Annotated in this window: 14 protein-coding genes; 5 read left to right on the top strand and 9 right to left on the bottom strand. The window is 57.8% G+C overall.

Features of this window, described 5'->3' with window-relative positions; translation table 11 throughout:
* Window positions 1-46: 46 nt before the first annotated feature.
* A complete protein-coding gene (locus NW843_RS01600; protein ID WP_414521913.1) occupies window positions 47-1,633 on the bottom strand; it encodes an ArnT family glycosyltransferase in 1,587 nt (528 codons plus the stop codon).
* A gap of 75 nt (window positions 1,634-1,708) precedes the next feature.
* The gene (locus tag NW843_RS01595) at window positions 1,709-2,605 is read right to left on the bottom strand and encodes a hypothetical protein (RefSeq protein WP_414521912.1); all 897 of its coding nucleotides are present in this window, start codon (window positions 2,603-2,605) and stop codon (window positions 1,709-1,711) included.
* 329 nt (window positions 2,606-2,934) lie between these two features.
* Here NW843_RS01595 and NW843_RS01590 point away from each other — a divergent pair, with 329 nt between their 5' ends.
* Together NW843_RS01590 and NW843_RS01585 are read left to right on the top strand one after the other, a co-directional pair.
* On the top strand, window positions 2,935-3,081 hold the full coding sequence (locus NW843_RS01590) for a hypothetical protein (RefSeq protein ID WP_414344636.1): 147 nt from the start codon (window positions 2,935-2,937) through the stop codon (window positions 3,079-3,081).
* Window positions 3,030-4,775 carry a peptidoglycan D,D-transpeptidase FtsI family protein gene (locus NW843_RS01585; protein WP_414521911.1) on the top strand — a complete coding sequence of 582 codons (1,746 nt, stop codon included), beginning with the start codon at window positions 3,030-3,032 and terminating at the stop codon, window positions 4,773-4,775. Before NW843_RS01590 ends, NW843_RS01585 begins: the two co-directional genes overlap by 52 nt.
* Window positions 4,776-4,886: 111 nt before the next feature.
* Here NW843_RS01585 and NW843_RS01580 read toward each other — a convergent pair whose 3' ends face one another.
* The 4 genes from NW843_RS01580 to NW843_RS01565 all read right to left on the bottom strand — a co-directional run bounded on the left by NW843_RS01580 (window position 4,887) and on the right by NW843_RS01565 (window position 10,087).
* Window positions 4,887-6,110 carry a glycosyltransferase gene (locus NW843_RS01580; protein ID WP_414521910.1) on the bottom strand — a complete coding sequence of 408 codons (1,224 nt, stop codon included), beginning with the start codon at window positions 6,108-6,110 and terminating at the stop codon, window positions 4,887-4,889.
* A 197-nt stretch (window positions 6,111-6,307) separates the two neighbouring features.
* Complete coding sequence (locus tag NW843_RS01575) at window positions 6,308-8,800, bottom strand: HD family phosphohydrolase (protein WP_414521909.1); 2,493 nt, start codon at window positions 8,798-8,800, stop codon at window positions 6,308-6,310.
* Between the two features lie 66 nt (window positions 8,801-8,866).
* A complete protein-coding gene (locus NW843_RS01570; RefSeq protein ID WP_414521908.1) occupies window positions 8,867-9,289 on the bottom strand; it encodes a plastocyanin/azurin family copper-binding protein in 423 nt (140 codons plus the stop codon).
* 201 nt (window positions 9,290-9,490) lie between these two features.
* Window positions 9,491-10,087 (bottom strand): 4'-phosphopantetheinyl transferase family protein, encoded by a 597-nt coding sequence (locus NW843_RS01565; protein WP_414521907.1) that lies wholly within the window; start codon window positions 10,085-10,087, stop codon window positions 9,491-9,493.
* A 121-nt stretch (window positions 10,088-10,208) separates the two neighbouring features.
* Here NW843_RS01565 and NW843_RS01560 point away from each other — a divergent pair, with 121 nt between their 5' ends.
* Complete coding sequence (locus NW843_RS01560; protein WP_414521906.1) at window positions 10,209-11,678, top strand: LCP family protein; 1,470 nt, start codon at window positions 10,209-10,211, stop codon at window positions 11,676-11,678.
* 107 nt (window positions 11,679-11,785) lie between these two features.
* Window positions 11,786-13,645 (top strand): molecular chaperone HtpG, encoded by a 1,860-nt coding sequence (gene htpG, locus NW843_RS01555; RefSeq protein WP_414373562.1) that lies wholly within the window; start codon window positions 11,786-11,788, stop codon window positions 13,643-13,645.
* Here htpG and ribH read toward each other — a convergent pair.
* Window positions 13,639-14,223 carry a 6,7-dimethyl-8-ribityllumazine synthase gene (gene ribH, locus NW843_RS01550; protein ID WP_414330323.1) on the bottom strand — a complete coding sequence of 195 codons (585 nt, stop codon included), beginning with the start codon at window positions 14,221-14,223 and terminating at the stop codon, window positions 13,639-13,641. The two genes, htpG and ribH, sit on opposite strands and share 7 nt — an antisense overlap.
* A gap of 385 nt (window positions 14,224-14,608) precedes the next feature.
* Between ribH and glnT the strand changes: the two genes are divergently transcribed.
* Entirely contained in the window at window positions 14,609-15,907 is a 1,299-nt protein-coding gene (glnT, locus tag NW843_RS01545; protein WP_414521905.1) for a type III glutamate--ammonia ligase, read from the top strand.
* 63 nt (window positions 15,908-15,970) lie between these two features.
* Here glnT and NW843_RS01540 read toward each other — a convergent pair whose 3' ends face one another.
* Window positions 15,971-16,837, bottom strand: a complete 867-nt coding sequence (locus NW843_RS01540) for a shikimate dehydrogenase (protein ID WP_414521915.1) — start codon at window positions 16,835-16,837, stop codon at window positions 15,971-15,973.
* Between the two features lie 62 nt (window positions 16,838-16,899).
* Window positions 16,900-17,427, bottom strand: a complete 528-nt coding sequence (locus NW843_RS01535) for a hypothetical protein (protein ID WP_414521904.1) — start codon at window positions 17,425-17,427, stop codon at window positions 16,900-16,902.
* Window positions 17,428-17,433: the final 6 nt, after the last annotated feature.

Raw genomic sequence — 17,433 nt, 5'->3', positions numbered from 1 at the left:
ATTCAGCAAAGTTCAGGGTTTTGGGGGTTAGAGGCATGCTCTGCTGTTATTGCAGGCGGGAATAAGGGCGGGGATAGGGCTTGCGCATCTGTCGAGCCAGGTACACCTGAAAGGTTTGCGCCACCGCCCCTGCCCGCACCAGGGGAACCTCGGCCACAGGCTCGATTTGGGCAAAGTAGTCGCCATAGGTGGCTGGGATCCCTGCCCTCGGCTGGAACAGCTTGGAAGTGATGAGCAGCCCATCCTGCCCCAGCCAGTCCTGCGGCTGCGACCAAAAGGCAAAGCCCCGCAAATCCGCATCCAGGCAGGTCAGAGGCTTGTCCGTCAGCGGAGCCAGGGCCATGGCGATCTGACCGCCCAAAAAATAGACATTGGTAAAAACGAACTCTGCCTCCTCAAGGGCCTGAGCCAGGCGGGGATCCGTCCGAAAGCGCTGCCGCAACTGCTCAATTTCAATGAGCTGAGTAGAGGGATCCTGCTCCACGGGCCACAGGCCCATCCCTCCCGGCTCTTGCAGCAGGCCATAGCGCACATGGGCCAGCCCCACCCCCACCACCAAGCTGACCATCACCGCCGTCCCCACTAAGGTTCGCTTCGCTCCCGGCCACCGTTCCCAGAAGGATCCCAGCAGCAGCGTCAGCACCCAAAACCCCGGCATGGGCCAGGTGGGCAAGATGGGCCGGTAGCCTCCCATCAAGGTAAAGGCCAACGCCAGCGGTAATCCACAGGCCAGGATCAAAAGGTGCTTGAGCTCTTCATCCGTCAGCCGCATCCCGCGGAGAATCTGCAGGGCCACCCGACCCGTCCCTGCCAAACTCGCCCACCCCAAAGGGATCCCCAAGCTGGGGAACAGGTAAAAGATTTCAGAAAGGATCGTCAGCCCCAGCGCTTGCAGTTGATACCCTGCCTCCGGCACCGCCCGCCCCGCCTGAAAGCGAAAGGAGACCCAATCCTGCTGGGCGTTCCAGATCAGCACTGGGCTGAAGGCCAGCACAAAACCCAGCACCGCCAGCACCGTCCAGCCCGACCTCAAGGCACAGCGATGAACTGGGCTGAGCAGACAAAAGAGTACCAGGCCAAACCCCAAAGCCAAGCCGTGGTATTTCCCCAAGCAGGCCAGCCCCACCAAGAGACCTATGAGCGCTAGCCTAGGCCCTGGCCGATAGCGAGCCGCCCCATAGACAGCCAATTTCCCCTGCCCCAAAGGCACCGGGAAAAACTCCTGGCTGGCCACCCATAGGGTTGCTGCCGTAAAAAAGACCAGCGGACTATCCGGCAGGGTCAGCACCCCAAACCCAATCCAAAGGATGGGTGCGATGCTGATGGCCGCCAAGCTGATCAGTCCCGCCCGAACAGAGAAAAGGCGCGCTCCGGTGTAGTAGAGGAATAGGGAAGAGCCAGAATAGAGCAGCAGGGATCCCAGTCGAATAGAAAAAGCCGACACCTGGCCGGTCAAGGCAGGCCCCAAGCCCGTTGTCCAGGCCACCAGCGGCGGATGGTCAAAATAGCTCCAATCCAGATGGCGGGTGTAGAGGTAGTAGTAGGCTTCGTCAAAGCCCGGCGGCAAAAGGGCAGCCACCAGTCCCCGCATGAACAAGCCCAACCCCAGGATTAGCCAAACCGCTCTAGGCAATGGAGGGGATCCCTATGGGCAGATGGACAGATCTAACTTACCTTGAATACCTCTCGGGGCTACGTCCCTCTAGCACTATGACTTTGTTTTCCGAAAAAAAATGCCCGATGACTTTCCCGATGACTTTGTTTCCCGCAAAAAAATGACCGGACGCCCCAAAAGTTGACCTAGCTTCTTGGCCTCTGCCCGCGCCTCTGATTCACCGCCACTGGAGATGGATAGCAAAGGCTTCTGTGATTGCAATGTCACCTCTACCGAAAAGCTAGTATCGCCATCAGAATCTGTCCTGGCCCGAACCGTGACCTGCTGCACATCTCGGAAGGAATAAGTTTTCTGCCCTCGCGATCCAAAAGGAGTGAGGTACTCCTCCTGGATTTGGTACAGGGAGCTGTCCAAAGTCACGCGGCGGCGCCACAAAGCCGATATCAGCACAGAAACCCCTATCAAAAGAAATAGCAATGAGATGAGGGAAAACAAGATCGCAATCACTAAATCTCCTAAGTCGAACTTATCGCTATCTACTAAGAGCTGACTCTCTGTGCCGTTCACAAAAGACTGAACGCGCCTTGCCAGTTCCTGAGCCTCCCTCTCACTGGAAGCTGACCAGGCTTTCCTTTCTCCTGCAGGAGTTTTCAGCGTGACATAATAGTAGTATTTTTTTTTGTAGTGGGTTGTTCGTTTAGTTTGGTCTCTTACTGTTTTGATTTCGGTTTTGGTTCCAGCCCCTCTCACGTCCTTGTAGAGTTCAGTCGTACTTGGCAAAGGCAGAAGCGGCTGGAAAAACACTTCGCAGTTAACCGCAGACTGGTCAACTCGAAAGCAGGTGAAGCGGCGATCGCCTTGGTGCAACCAAAGTACAGTCAAGAAAGATAGAGGAATGAAGGCAGCAAGTAGCCCAGAAGATAAATCCTTTAAATCCTTGGGAGGCTCTTGGTACACGCGCTTGTTGTAGCTCTCCTTCACGCATTTCATAGACTTAACTCCGAGAAAGCTGGATTTGTTTAGATTATGGCTTGCTAGTCTGCCGGTCGTCTGTTTCCGAGCATACGAAGCGTTTAAAAAATTATGAAAAGCAGTAAGTCCTCCGGTTTTCGCTGTGCTGTATTCAACTTCCCCTCTCTCCAACCAGGAGCGGAAATTGAGTGGCTGACTGCACGAGGCGCCGGGAAGAAGCTGTGGGGTGGCATAACAGTGGGATGAGCGCCAAACTAGCGGTGGTGCTCATGTGAGGATTGCAATGGAAAGCAGACCTAGGGCTAGGGTAGGGCGGCCTGTGCCGAAATCTCTGGAGACAAGGCAAAATGGCCGGCAACTTGCTCAACGGCGCCGACGCAGAGGTTCTTGGATCCCTTCACCGCGAAGCTCTAGGCAGTGGGGAACAGCGCTGGGATGGCTCTTGGGGGAGCGGATCCCGACGGCCCGCCAGCTTGACTTTCGCGCCGGCATGACCGGACTGGCTTTGATCATCGCCGTATTTGTAACAGGAGCACGTCTGGTTTATTTGCAACATCAACAGGCACCCCTATTGCAGCAGCGAGCCGAAGCCCAGCAGCGAGCCCAGCTAAGACCTTTCATTCCTCGTCGCTCAATTGTGGATCGTCATTCTATTGCCAAGCAGCAGGCAGAATTGCTGGCCGTAGATCGCCCCGTCTATACTCTCTGGGCCCATCCCCGCCTCTTTGGCAAACGCACTCCAGAGGAAATGGCCACCGCTCTTGCTCCCCTGTTGCGGCGTCCAGTAGAGCAACTGGCGCAGCGGCTATCGGCCAATCAGGCAGTGCGGGTGGAGCGCTGGGTATCCCAGGAGGTGGCGGATCAAATTCAGGCTCTGCATCTGGATGGCCTGGAGCTGGTGAGCGAGCGGCAACGCATTTACCCCCAAAAAGAGATGGCCGCCGAGGTGGTAGGCTATGTAGATCTGGATCATCAGGGCCAAGCGGGAGTGGAATATTCCCGGCAAGAGCTGCTGGAGCGTACTGTTCAGCCTGTTACCATTCCTCGCGATGGCTACGGACGACTGTTGGCTGCCGAGGTGCCGGAAGGGCTGCTGCAATCTGGCGAGACGGTGCTGCAACTTACCCTAGATATGCGCCTGCAAAGAGCTGCCCGCGCTGCCCTGAAAGTGCAACTGGAGCGGTTTCGAGCCCTGCGGGGCACGGTGATTGTCCTCCAGCCCCAGACAGGGGAAATCCTGGCGCTGGTGAGCGAGCCCACCTATGACCCCAACCGCTACTTTGAGTATGACCCCGGTCTTTTTCGCAACTGGGCGGTAACGGATTTGTATGAGCCGGGATCCACCTTCAAGCCCATCAACATTGCCATTGGGTTGGATGCTGGAGCCTTTACAGCAGATGAACGGGTCTATGACGAGGGTCGGATTCTCATCGGTCAGTGGCCCATTCAAAATTACGACTACCACCAACGAGGGGCCCATGGCTGGATGAGCGTCACGGATATCCTGCGGCAATCCAGCAATGTGGGCATGGTACATCTAATGCGCAAGCTGGATCCCCGCCAGTACTACAATGCCTTGGTGCGGCTGGGGTTCAACGAGCGCAGTGGCGTGGATTTGCCCTTTGAGCCGGCCAGCCGTTTGAAACCGCTGCGACAGTTTGTTACGGTGCCGGTGGAGCGGGCCACTGTCGCTTTCGGCCAGGGGCTGGCCCTCACTCCTCTACAGTTGGCTGCCATGCACTGCATCATTGCCAATGGCGGACTGAAAGTACAGCCCCATGTGGTGCGAGGCTTGGTGGAAAAGGATACGGATACTTTGGTTTGGGGATCCCCGCAGCCGCAGCCGGTGCGGGTACTATCCGAGCAAGCCACGCTGGCAGTGCGTATCCAAATGCGGGATGTGGTGGACTTTGGCACGGGGCAATCGGCCAAGATCGAGGGGTATGAGATCGGCGGCAAAACCGGCACTGCCCAGAAAGCCGGGCCACGGGGGGGCTATTTGCCCGGCAAGCGCATCACCAGTTTTGTGGGCTATTTCCCGGCCATTCGCCCCAATTACGTGATCTTGGCGGTGATCGACGAGCCCCAGGGGGAAGATGCCTTCGGCTCGACGACGGCTGCTCCCGTTGTTCGCTCGGTGATCCAGGAGATCATCGCCCTAGAGGGGATCCGCCCTAACTCTACTTAGCGCAGCCATAGGAACAAGGAGCGAAGGTGGATGCCAAAGGGGGCCCAGACAGTGAGGAAATGAGCGAAGTGCCCATACCTCCGGATTGGCTCTTCCTGGAAAAAGCCATACTCAAGACTGGCCACCCACAGAGTCCGACTTAACCTCTGCACTCCTCCAGCTCAGCTTGGAGTTGAGGTAGAAGTTCCAGAATACAACAATACCGATGGCAATTAAGTTGGCCAACAAATAATGAATGCCCAAGCGCTCGCTCAGCAAGGTCACCAGTGAAGTGTTGAGAACCAAGCCAATTAAGCAGATAACGTTAAACTTCGCCAACCGCTTCAGGCGATTCCAGGGCCCCGGCTGCAAGCGGGTCACATGGCGAAAAGTCCACAGGTCGTTCCAGAGGAAGTTATTGAGAATGGCCACCTCCGAAGCAACCAGCTTACTGGTTATGAGATCCCATCCTAAGTTGGTGGGATCGTGCAAAACATAGAGCAAAGCCATGTCCACCAAGGTGCCGGATAGGCCAACCGTGCTGAAGCGCAAAAAGGATCCCACCTGCCCTAGCGAAAAGCGCAGCACCATCAGGTGGTGGAGATATTGGAGACAAGTTTGCAGTTGGATTTTGCTCTCCCCGTTTTGGCGCTCCTGAAAGATGTAGCCGACTTCAGCAATGGTTTTCACCCGGCCCCGCGCCAGCACCTCGATCAGCAGCTTGTAACCCTTGGGGTTGAGCGGGATCCCGGCAATAGACTGGCGTCTGACCAGAAACAGTCCGCTCAACGGATCGGAAACACGGCTGAAAACTCCCGGCAGCAGAACCAGCCCAATCCATTGGGCCCCGCGGGAGACAATGCGCCGGCCCAGGCTCCAGTGGCTCACCCCCCCCGACTCCGCATAGCGGCTGCCCACCACCAAATCTGCCCCTTTCTGGATGAGCAGCCACAATTTGAGGACAATCTCCGGCGGATGCTGCAAATCCCCATCCATAACCCCCAACACCTCGCCGCGGGCAGCTTGCCATCCCCGCAGCACGGCAGTGGCCAGGCCTCGTTCGTGGTGGCGACAGATGACTTGCAGTTGAGGGAATTCTTTTTGCAATCCTTGGGCCACTTTGGCAGTGTAATCGGGGCTATTGTCATCCACCACAATCAACTCATAGCTTCCAGGCAGAATCGTGTCTAGGTGGGCACACAACTGCCGGATCAGGCTGCAGATACTGGAGGCTTCGTTGTAGGTGGGAATGACCAGCGACAGTTGGACAGGGCTGGACTGAGACAGAGGTGGAATCTGAAAAGGAGCTGCAGAAGCTTTGGGATCGGCAGAGGAAGTAGGAGCTCCATGAAGCATTCAGCAGGCCATCCAAAAACAATAAAACAAAAATCCTCCGCCTAGGGCTGCAAATCCTAGGACTGCCTTGGTTCATACTGGGTCCACAGAACGATCCCCTATCGTACTGATCGATGAGCCGCAGGGCTAGACCTTTCTCCACCTACTTAGCTTCTGAGGACTCCGTCTCACTGACGCGAACGGGAGAGGTCACCTGGCTAAGGGGATCCCGTAGAGGGGCTCATCGACACCGGGATCTGGGCCTGAGCAGAGGCAGTCTCAGGCAGCGAGGGGGCAGGGGTGAAACTGGGGTAGGGGATGCGCTCGTGGTTGGATTCCCGCCAGACCTCCACGAAAGCGTCCGCCACCACCTCCAAATCCTCCAGCGTCAGCCCACTATCAACCAACTGGCCATCTTGCCAACGGGCCTGGGCAATTTTGCGGACAACAGCTTTTGCCCGCTCGACCACATCGGGGCCGAAGCCATCGCTCAGAGTCATGCTGCGCAGGGCGGCTTCACAGGCATCGGCCATCATCACCACCCCCGTCTCCTTGCTCTGGGGGATCGGGCCATCGTAGCGGAACGGCTCTTCGGGTACGGGCTGACCCCCGGCTTTCATCTGGGCTTGATGGTAGAAATAGGCAATCAGGATCGTCCCCTGGTGCTCAGGGATAAACGCCTGGACGGCGGTAGGCAGATTATATTGCTTGGCCAGGCGCAAGCCATCGCTGACGTGGGCCTTGATAATCTGAGCACTGCGATAGGGATCGTCCAGTTGGGTGTGGGGGTTGAGGCTGCCCATCTGGTTCTCGATGAAGTAGCGGGCCTGCAGCATCTTGCCGATGTCGTGGTAAAGAGTGCCGGTGCGCACCAGCTCCACGTTGAGGTTCAGCTTCTGGGCAGCCCGTTCTGCCAAAGTGGCCACAAGCAGAGTGTGCTGGAAGGTGCCGGGGGCCTCTGCAGCCAGCCGCCGCAGCAGCGTGCGATTGGGATTGCTCAACTCGATCAGACGAATGGGGGTGGCTAAGTCAAACAGGCGCTCCAGGTAGGGGCTGGCTCCCAGGGCAACAATGCTCCACCCCAGGCTGGTTCCCCCCGCCAAAGCCATAGCCAACAGGTCGATGCCACCGGTGGTGGCCAAGCTAACCGCCCCGTAGGCCAGCATCTGCACCGCTGCCGCTCCTCCTCCCAACAAGGCCAGCTCTTCGCGGGAACGGGAACGCCCGGCCAGGGCAGAGGCCACCACGCTGCCGGACAACAAGGGCACGACGGTGAGCAGGTTGGCAGAGGAGACCAAGGGCAAAAACAACGCCTGGCCCACCACCACCACCAGGCCCAGCCCTGCCCCGTAAAAACTGCCCAGCAACAGCCCCACCGCCGGCAAGGAGCTGAACTCCAGCTTGAACAAGGCCGCCAACAGGGGAGCGGTCAGGGAAACCATGAGGATCAACACCCGATCCCGGCGGCGCAACCCTGGCCGCAAGCGTTGCTGCAGAGGCACAAAGACAGCCAGGCCCAGGCCCATCACGCCGGCCACCCCCACCAAGCCCCAGACGTTGATCCCGCGCTGGGTAAGCCCAAAGTGATCCAAGATGAGAAAAATTTCGGGAGTGATGACCTGATCTGCTCGCACGATCACCTGGTTCTCGGCAACCGAGATCAGAACCGGCTCTACTTTTTCCAGCTCGGCGCGAATGCGCTGCTCGGTGCGCTGGGGATCCACCTCCACATTGGGAATGAGCACCTGCTGCAGCCACTGATAGACCAGGGCCTGCAACTCCTGTCGTTGGGCAGCATTGCCCGGAAAAATCAAATCGTCCAGTTGGGCTTGGATCCCTTCGGCGCGAACTTCGCGGGGCAGGCCATCCACAATCCCTATCTTCTGCAGACGCTCCAAGACCCGCCGACTCAAGGTTTGCAAATGCTGCCAATCCGCATCTGCCAAATTGAGAACGGTGGCCGGAACAGGGGGGGTGAGCTGCTCCAGAGCCGGCAAAGCCGCTTGATAGCGCCGTTGCGCCGCTTCCACCTGGGCAATTAGCTGAGTATAGGGATCCGTCGCCGCCATCTGGGTGGCCGATCCGTCCAACCAGACCCGCTGCCAAACCTCGACAAGCTCTTGCTTGGCCCGCTGCTCCGGAGGAAGCTGCTCCGGTCGCCCCGAAGAAGGCTCTTCCAAAGGAGATGGGGTGGCTCCGCGGATGGCCTCTTGTCGGGCGCGAGCCTGAAGGAGTTCCCACTCCTCTGGGGAAAGCTGGCGCAGGTAGATCTGCGTTGGCAGAGACAGCAACTGGACAGAAACATAGGGCAGAGAACCTGCCTCTTGGCGGATGGCCTCCACCTCAGCCAGGAGAGCCTCCAGATTTTGCCGCATGCTGTCGTTGGCGGTGCTGTTGATTTTGAGGGCCTGAACCACCCGCCGTCGCGCCTCAGCTTGTCGGGCCTGGGTAGCCTCCACATCTTCAATCTCCGCCGCAGCAGGGGCAAGAAACGTCTGCGGAGAACGGCTGCCGACGGTCAGTTGTGGTTCGTTGTAGTAGCGGATCCCGTGGACAGCAGTGAGGGAGAGAAGCGCTATGGCATAGCCAGCAACCCGTTCCGAAAGGGGGGGCCTGCTCTTTCGAGGGGGGGCTGCCTGGCATCCCCGAGTCCAGTGTTCCGCGTTCGCGTCGGCAGCGCGAAGGGCTTTGGGCGTGAGCGGGTTTTTCATGGATTGGCCTGGCAGCGTCTTTCTCTTTTCTATCCCCTTTTGGCCGGGTAGCCCAGGAAGAGGATCTCAATCGCCGATGGTAATCTGCCCCACCATACCTGCTTCTGCATGGCCGGGAATGGTGCAAACCAGAGAATAGACCCCAGATTTCAGAGGAATAAATTGCCACTCCACCGAAGCGCCTGGCTTCAGTTCCAGTTCTCGGATCTGGCCCTTAATTTCCACGCCGGCCACGTCCAGCTTGCGGGTCCAGACGGCATCGGCAAAATCCTTGGCGCTGAAATAGTGCTTCAGTTGGCTGGGGTTGCTCAGGCGAAGACGGTAGAGGCTGCCGTTGCGAAAAGACAGTTCCTTGGGCGCAAACACCAACTGATTGTCGGCAGTACCCAACTCAATAACCTTCTCCTGCGGCGTTTGTCTGGAGAGATCCCGCGCCCATACCGGATGCGGGATCCCAATCATGAGGGCCGATAGCCAGATTCCCAGCACCAGGAAATGACAGAACCTGTTTAACATTGCAACAACGAGGAGAGAGGAAAGAGCAAAGAGAAAAGAGCAACGAGGAGAGAGAAAAGAGCAAAGAGAAGAGATTTCTCCTTCTCACTCCTCCCTTCTCACTCCTCTGCGAGTAGCCTGGAAACTCAAGATAGCATCTCTAGGCGGAGAGGTTTTGATTCCCTTCTGCCCTGTCTAGCCATCCACATCCTCGTAGAGCCGCACGGCTGGGGCTTCCTCTCCGTCTTTCCTTATTTCAAGGGCTACCGCAGCGACGTAGCCACCGGCAACCTGAAGCGGTAAGGTCACCCAGCGGGAGTCCTCGCCCAAAGCTGCAGAGCCGGCCAGACCCCTGCCTGTTCCCTTCAGGAGCGCCTCCTTTTGTGTCCACATTTGGAAGAAGAGGGCATCTCGCTCTGGAGCTGGACAGCTGGCCAAACGGACTTGCTCGGCAGCCGAAAAGTAGCGCTGGGCGATGCGCTGCCAGCGGAGCACAGGTCGAACCCATTCCAGATCCACTCCAATGCGGTATTGCCATCTCAGGCCGATCAGGACGCGCTCGTGGGAGTGGCTGAGGTTGAACTGCAGCGGCAGGGGTGGATCCCGCCAGTAGGGTTTGCCGGTAGAACTGTGGTCGAGGGGGATCCCCTGGGGTGGAATGCCGCTGTAGCGGCTGAGCAAGCTCCGCAACCCAAGACGACCGGCCAGAAAGCGGCACCGATCCGCCGGCAGTTGTAAACGCTCTGCCCGCCGACGTTCCTCAGGAGAAAGAAAGTCGAGCTGGGGGAGCAACTTCTCCAACGGGGGGACTGTCTGCAGCCAAAGGTGCGCCTCCGACTTCCCCAACAACGGCTGCAGGGATCCCGCTGTGAAGTTGGGTCTAGACAACTCTAAGGAATAAGGATGGGATAACATGGCCTTGAATTGGTGGGGTTGGCAACACCACCCAGACAGTACACCCTTTCCTGTACGCGCTCGCGAGACCTGGTCTGACCTGATGCCCTCCTTCCACTATCCCCCCCGTCCTGACCGTGTCCGCGCAGCTCGTCAGCAGGCCATTCGTCAGGGGATCCTCTGGCTGTTGTTGGGGTTCACGGCTGTGTTGGCGGGTTCTGCCGGTGCCCTCTTGGCCGTGATGTTGCCCCGTCAGGTGATCCCAACTTCCCTCACACCTGCAGAACAAGAAGCCTTCCGTCCCGATGCCTTACGGGCTGCGGCTCTGGATCGCTCGTTGCATATCCTCATTCTCGGCACAGACAACCCGGATCCCACCCTGCCCTTGCCCACAGAGCGAGATCGCTTCCACACCCGCAGCGACACCATTCTCTTGGCCCGCTTTGATCCCCAGGCGCGGCGGATTACCGTTTTGTCCATCCCCCGCGACACTCGTGTGCGCTTGCCTGGCTTTGGTGTGGCCAAGATCAATGCTGCCAACTTGGCAGGGGGCCCGGCGCTGACGGCTCAGGTGGTCAGCCACTTGATGGGTGGGATCCCGATTGACCGCTACATTCGCCTCAATACCGACGCTCTGGAAGAGCTGATCGATGCGGTGGGCGGCGTGGAAATCTACGTGCCGGAACCGATGCAGTACGCAGATCACACCCAGCAGTTGTTCATCCACCTGGAGCCCGGCTGGCAACGCCTCAATGGAGAACAAGCCCACCACTTTGCCCGCTTTCGCCGCGATCACCTGGGATTGGGGGATATCGGTCGGGTGCAACGGCAACAGGAATTGCTGCGGGCCCTGAGCCGGGAACTGCTCTCTCCTGCCGTCTGGCCGCGGATCCCAAAGATTTTGCAGGTTATCCGCACCAACCTCGATACCAACCTCACCTGGGAAGAGGTTCTGAGCTTGGCCAAGTTTGTCCTCACCTCTGGGGGCGATCGCATCGACCTGGTGCTGCTGCCGGGCCGCTTCAGTCAGCCGGGAGAATTCTCCACCAGCTACTGGCTGCCGGATCCAGCCGGGATCCGACGGGTGGCCGTCTCCCACTTTGGCCTGGAGGCAGAGGTAGCCCGCATTCCTCCACACCGCCTGCGCATAGCCGTGCAAAACGCAACCGGAGAGCCGGGGATGGCCCGCCGTATGGTGCAAGAATTGGTGAGACAAGGATACGTCCATGCTTTTGCTGTGGAAGACAGCACCCAGGTGCTGCAGCAAACGGAGATCCTCGCCCAGAGCGGGGATCGGGAGGGGGCTAAACAGATCCGCGCCGCCATCGGCCTAGGAGAGATGCGGGTAGAGTCCACCGGCGTTCTCAACTCCGACGTCACCATTCGGATCGGCCAGGATTGGGCCCAACAACTTGCTTTGGATGAAGCGCTCCGCACCACTGATGGGAACGGCCAAGCCCAAGCTCCGCCCGGAGCAGCTCAGCTCTAGAGAGCCGGTTCGGTTGCGAGTGCGGATTTCCGAAAAGGGGCCTGCTTGTCGGGGGCTTCTCAACCTCTGTAGATTGGCACTGAGCTTGTTTGAGTGCTGAGCCACCTATGACCGTGCTGGAACAGGGATCCATCACCATCCACACCGAGAACATCTTTCCCATCATCAAGCAGTCTCTCTACTCGGATCGAGAGATCTTTTTGCGGGAGCTGATCTCCAATGCTGCTGATGCCATCACCAAGCTGAAGATGGCCAGCCTTGCCGGCGAAGTGGCAGATCTCCCAGAGCCGGAGATTACGATTGCCCTCAACAAGGAGGCCAAGACCTTAGCGGTGGCCGATAACGGCATTGGCATGACTGCCGAGGAAGTGAAAAAATACATCAACCAGGTGGCTTTTTCCAGCGCTGAAGAGTTCATTCAAAAGTACAAGGGCAAAGACGCAGAGCAAGCAATCATTGGCCACTTTGGTCTAGGATTCTACTCCTCTTTTATGGTGTCGCAGCGGGTGGAGATCGACACCCTCTCCTATCGGCCCGGCAGCACGCCGGTGAAGTGGGCTTGTGACGGCACCACTACTTTTACCCTCTCCGATTCTGAGCGCTCCAGCATCGGCACCACCGTTACCCTTTACATCACCCCCGAAAACGAAGAATACCTGGAGCCAAGCCGCATTCGGGAATTGGTTCGTAAATACTGCGATTTCATCCCCGTTCCCATCAAGTTAAACGGGGAAGTGATCAACAAGCAAAAGCCCCTGTGGAGAACTTCACCTTCCGAACTCAAAGATGAGGATTACCTAGAGTTTTATCGCTACCTCTACCCCTTCCAAGAGGATCCCCACTTCTGGGTACACATCAACACCGACTATCCCTTCATCGTGCAAGGGATCCTCTATTTTCCCAAGTTGCGCCCGGATATTGATCCCACCAAGGGTCAAGTCAAGCTGTTCTGCAACCAAGTCTTTGTCCAAGATAACTGTGAGGAAGTCATCCCCAAGTTTCTCCTACCTCTGCGGGGGGCCATCGACAGCCCGGATATTCCCCTCAACGTCTCCCGCAGCTTCTTACAAAATGACCGCACCGTAAGACGCATTGGGGATCACGTTGCCAAAAAGGTGGCGGATCGTCTCAATGAACTGTACAGGGAAGATTACGAAAAATACGTCAAGGTCTGGCCCGACATCAGCCTCTTTATGAAGTTTGGGGCGATGAACAACGACAAGTTCTTTGCCCAGATTAAGGATATTCTCATTTTCCGAGTGGCCGGATCCCCTGCTGACAAACCCGAATATGTGACCCTGAAAGCGTACCTGGAGCGCACCCGCGACAAGCAAAACAAGCGAGTTTACTACGCCACCGATGAGGCTGCCCAGAGTGCCTACATCGATCTCCACCGCTCTCAAGGACTGGAAGTGATCATGCTGGATAGCTGGATCGACAGCCACTTCAGCAGCTTTTTGGAGCGGGAATACAAAGAAGAAGGGATCCAATTTAAGCGGGTGGACTCTGAGCTGGATGAAACGCTGGTGGATAAAGACAAAGCCGCCGAAATTGTGGATCCGGTCACGCAAAAAACCCGCAGCCAAAAGTTGGTCGATCTCTTCCGACAAGCCCTGGGCAAAGACAAGTTGCAGATCCAAGCAGAAGCCCTTAAATCAGAGTCGGTTCCGGCCATGATCTTGCTACCGGAGACGCTGCGGCGCCTGCAGGAGCTCAACGCCGTCATCCAGCAGAAGCCGCTGGAGTTTCTGGAAGAGCACACGCTGGTTCTGAACACGGCCCATCCCCTTATCCAAAACCTGCAGTCTCTTGCCGATCAGGGTCGGGATCCCGACTTGGTTCACCTCATCTGCAATCACATCTACGATCTGGCTTTGATTACCCAGAAAAGCTTTGATCCAGCAGCCGCGCGGGCCTTTGTGCAGCGCTCCAACGAAGTGCTGACTCGGCTCACCCGCCCTCAATAGGCAGCGCTGTCCAGGGTAGACTGCAGGGCTTCCGCTCCACCGGGCAGAGACGGACGGGATCCGGCCCCGTTGCCGCTGTGGCCGTAGCTGCCTTGGAGCACGGGGGCAACTTGGCGCATCAGCGTCGCCATCTCCAGGGCACTCATGGCGTATTCCCAACCTTTGTTGCTCTTGACCCCGGCCCGCTCCAGAGCCTGCTGCAGGGTATCGGCGGTGATGATCCCGAAAATAACCGGCACTCCGGTACGAAATCCTGCCGCCGCAATGCCCTTGGAGACCTCCGCTGCCACATAGTCGAAGTGGGGAGTTTGCCCGCGAATCACTGCCCCCAGGCAGATGATGGCGTCATAACGGCGAGATTGGGCCAGTTGGTGGGCCAGCAAAGGCACCTCAAAACTGCCCGGCACCCAGTAGTAGTCCACCTGCTTGCTCTCCGGGCCGACATCCACACCATGCCGCTTCAGCGCGTCCTGGCACCCTTCCAACAATTTGCCGGTGATTAGGTCGTTAAACCGACCGATGACGATGGCTAGACGCAGATCCTCCGTCTGAACAAAATTGCCCTCGTAAACTGCCATCTGCGCTGCTCCAGACCTACCCAAGAGAAGAATAAGCGGGCCGACACGGCAAAACCACGCTTTCCCATCCTAATTCACTTTCACTGAGGGAGCCACGGCGCAGACGCCCCGGCCTTCATGCCCAGAGGTACTGCTCGAAACGATGGCTTGCTGGCCCTCTTGGCATTCAACTTCCACCCCGCCTTGGCAACCATCTGGGCTGACTCAAAAGCGGGAAGGAACATCAACGGGTAATTGTTGGCCAGGGGAGAATTTTCCCATTGCTGCGCAACCCTGGGCGAATACAAATGGCGGTGTTTGTCTTCCTGGCCGTTTCTTTTGATAAAGATCTATTTTTGTGCGGAAAGACACACCTCTACCTGAGGCCAAGACCTAGCTTGGGTACATGACACAGCCGCTTTCTGAAATTGCCCGCGCCCAAGGGATCAACTACTTTCTGCTCTCTTTTACCGACCTGCTTGGGATCCAACGGGCCAAGCTGGTGCCTGCCTCAGCTATCGACTTCATGGCAGAGGGTCAGGCTGGATTTGCCGGGTTTGCTGCCTGGTTGGACTTGACGCCTGCAGACCCCGATGTGTTTGCCCAGCCGGAGCGCGAGCGCTTGTTTCAACTGCCCTGGCAGCCGGAAGTGGCCTGGATGCCTGCCGATCTAATTCAGGTCAACGGGGATCCCTTGCCACAAACCCCCCGCTGGGTATTGAAGAAGGTGTTGTCCCAAGCAGAAGCCATGGGCTTTCAAGTCAAGACGGGGATCGAATGCGAGTTCATGCTTCTGTCGCCAGAAGAGTGGGCCATTTCCGATGAGCGGGATCGGCAGGCCAAGCCCTGCTATGACCAGCAAAGTTTGATGCGGCGTTTTTCGGTGATCCGAGACATCTGCGATGGCATGCAGAAGCTGGGCTGGGATCCCTATCAAAACGATCACGAAGATGCCAACGGCCAATTTGAAATGAACTGGCGGTTTGACGATGCCCTAGTTACGGCTGATCGCCACGCCTTTTTCAAATACATGGTGAAAAGCATTGCCGAAGAGCATGGCTATCGAGCTACCTTCATGCCCAAACCCTTTGCTCATCTGACAGGCAACGGCTGCCACACCCATATTTCTCTTTGGCAGGGGGAGCAAAACCTATTCGCCGATCCCCAAGGGGAATTGGGGCTTTCTCAACTGGCCTATCACTTCATCGGCGGGGTGCTGCACCATGCGCCTGCTTTGTGTGCCCTCACCAACCCAACGGTCAATTCTTATCGTCGCCTCAATGCCCCTGTCACCCTCTCTGGGGCCACCTGGTCTCCCAACACGATCAGCTACAGCGGCAATAATCGCACCCACGCCATTCGGATCCCGGATGCCGGGCGGTTTGAACTGCGTTTGGCCGATGCTGCCGCCAATCCCTATCTTTTGGCTGCTGGTCTCATTGCCGCCGGTCTGGACGGGATCCAACACCAACGGGATCCTGGCCCTCGCTGCGACAACAACGCCTACACGGATCCCCTCCCCAATGCCCCAACGTTGCCCGGCTCTCTGGTCGAAGCCCTCAACCATTTAGACCAAAACACCCTGTTCCGCAGCAGGCTGGGGGATCCCTTTGTAAATGCCTACCTCAAGCTCAAACGCCAACAGTGGCAGGAATACAACCGTCAGATCACGCCCTGGGAGCGGGAAACAACCTTGGATTGCTAGCCCGGTAGTTGTTGTTATCTCATTACACCTTGAGAGAGGGCTTCCAACTGGCCTGGAGTGACCCTAAACCTGGGCCAACTGGTGTTGAGCTGCCTGCCGCATCACCTCTACTGGCACAGGCTTGCCTCCCAGCCAAAGCGATAGAGCCTTGGCCCCCTGCTGAACCAGCATCTCTAGTCCACTGATGGGGGTATGTCCCAACTCGGCGGCCATCCGCAGCAGAGGAGTGGGATCCGGCACATAGATCAGGTCGTAGACGATGGCACCTGGAGACAGCAAGCCCAGTTGCTCCCGGCTCAGGGGAGAGAGCTCCTGACCGCCAGGGGATCCCGGCTTGTGCATGCCCACGGGGGTGGTGTTGACCAAAAGCCGCGTCTGAGACAGGTAGCAATTCAACTCCGCCCAGTTCACCGTCTCCACCTGAGGCCAAGTCTGTCGCAAGGCCAGCAATGGGTTGGGGGATCGCCCCGCCACCCGCACCGGCCCCAGCCCCAACTCCAAACAGCCTTGGATGGCCGCCCGCGCTGCCCCCCCGGATCCCAGAATGAGAGTAGGGATCCCTTTTTCCAGACCCAGCAAAGGCTGCACAAAGCCATCGATATCGGTATTGGTGCCCGCCCACCCGCCCTCTGGCAAGGGGTAAACCGTATTCACCGCCCCCACCGCTGCTGCCCGCGATTCAATCTGATCGAGCAAAGGGAGAATGGCCTGTTTGTGAGGAATCGTCACATTAAACCCCCGCACCCCAATGGCCGCCAGCCCTGCCACCGCCGCCGCCAAGTGTTTTGGAGCCACCGGAAACGGCACATAGCAATAGTTTTCCCCCATAGCTGCCAAAGCAGCATTGTGCATGGCCGGGGATAAGCTGTGGGCCACCGGATCCCCGATTAGACCGAGCAATTGGGTGCTTCCCGAAATCCGACCGTCCACCGGCTCAGCCAACTCCTCAAGGGATCCCTTAAGCCACTCAAGATTTAAAGACGATTTAAAAACTACTGAGACTCCGACTCAACCCGCTGCAGAGTCTGCCGGTAGCGATGGCGCCAGCCGGCCAGAGATTCTTCCGAAATGTGGTCGATCAAGGTGCTCATCTCCGCCAGGATCTGGTAAACGCGGTCAAAGCTTTTTCGGGTTCGCTCTTCCTGCTCCGGTTGATGGATCTGCACCATGTATAAGCTCATCTTGATGGTTTGCAGGCGGTTTTTGCCCAAATCTTCTAGCATTTCCCGAATTTGCCCGATTGCCTCCCGCCTCACCTGTCTCTGCCGCCGTCGCAACAGCCAAAAGAGGATCCCGTGGATAACCCCCACCAAAGTGGCGCTGACCGCCGTTGCCATCTCCACCGTTCGCGTCAGCGGGACCGAGTCCTTAAAAGCGCTGCGGCTGGCCACAAAACCACTCAGCAGGATTACCCCTATTCCCACCGCTGTCAAGACTAGCTCAATGTTGTTCAGGAACCATCTTCCTGCCGGTCTCCAGCTCCCAGATCCGGCCACTTGACCCTGAAGAATGCCCATCATAGCCTT

The sequence above is a fragment of the Synechococcus sp. R5-12 genome (assembly GCF_047502655.1).
Lineage (GTDB): Bacteria > Cyanobacteriota > Cyanobacteriia > Thermostichales > Thermostichaceae > Thermostichus.
The sequence above is the reverse complement of the archived record's forward strand: the minus strand, read 5'-3'. Positions and strand labels throughout refer to the sequence as shown.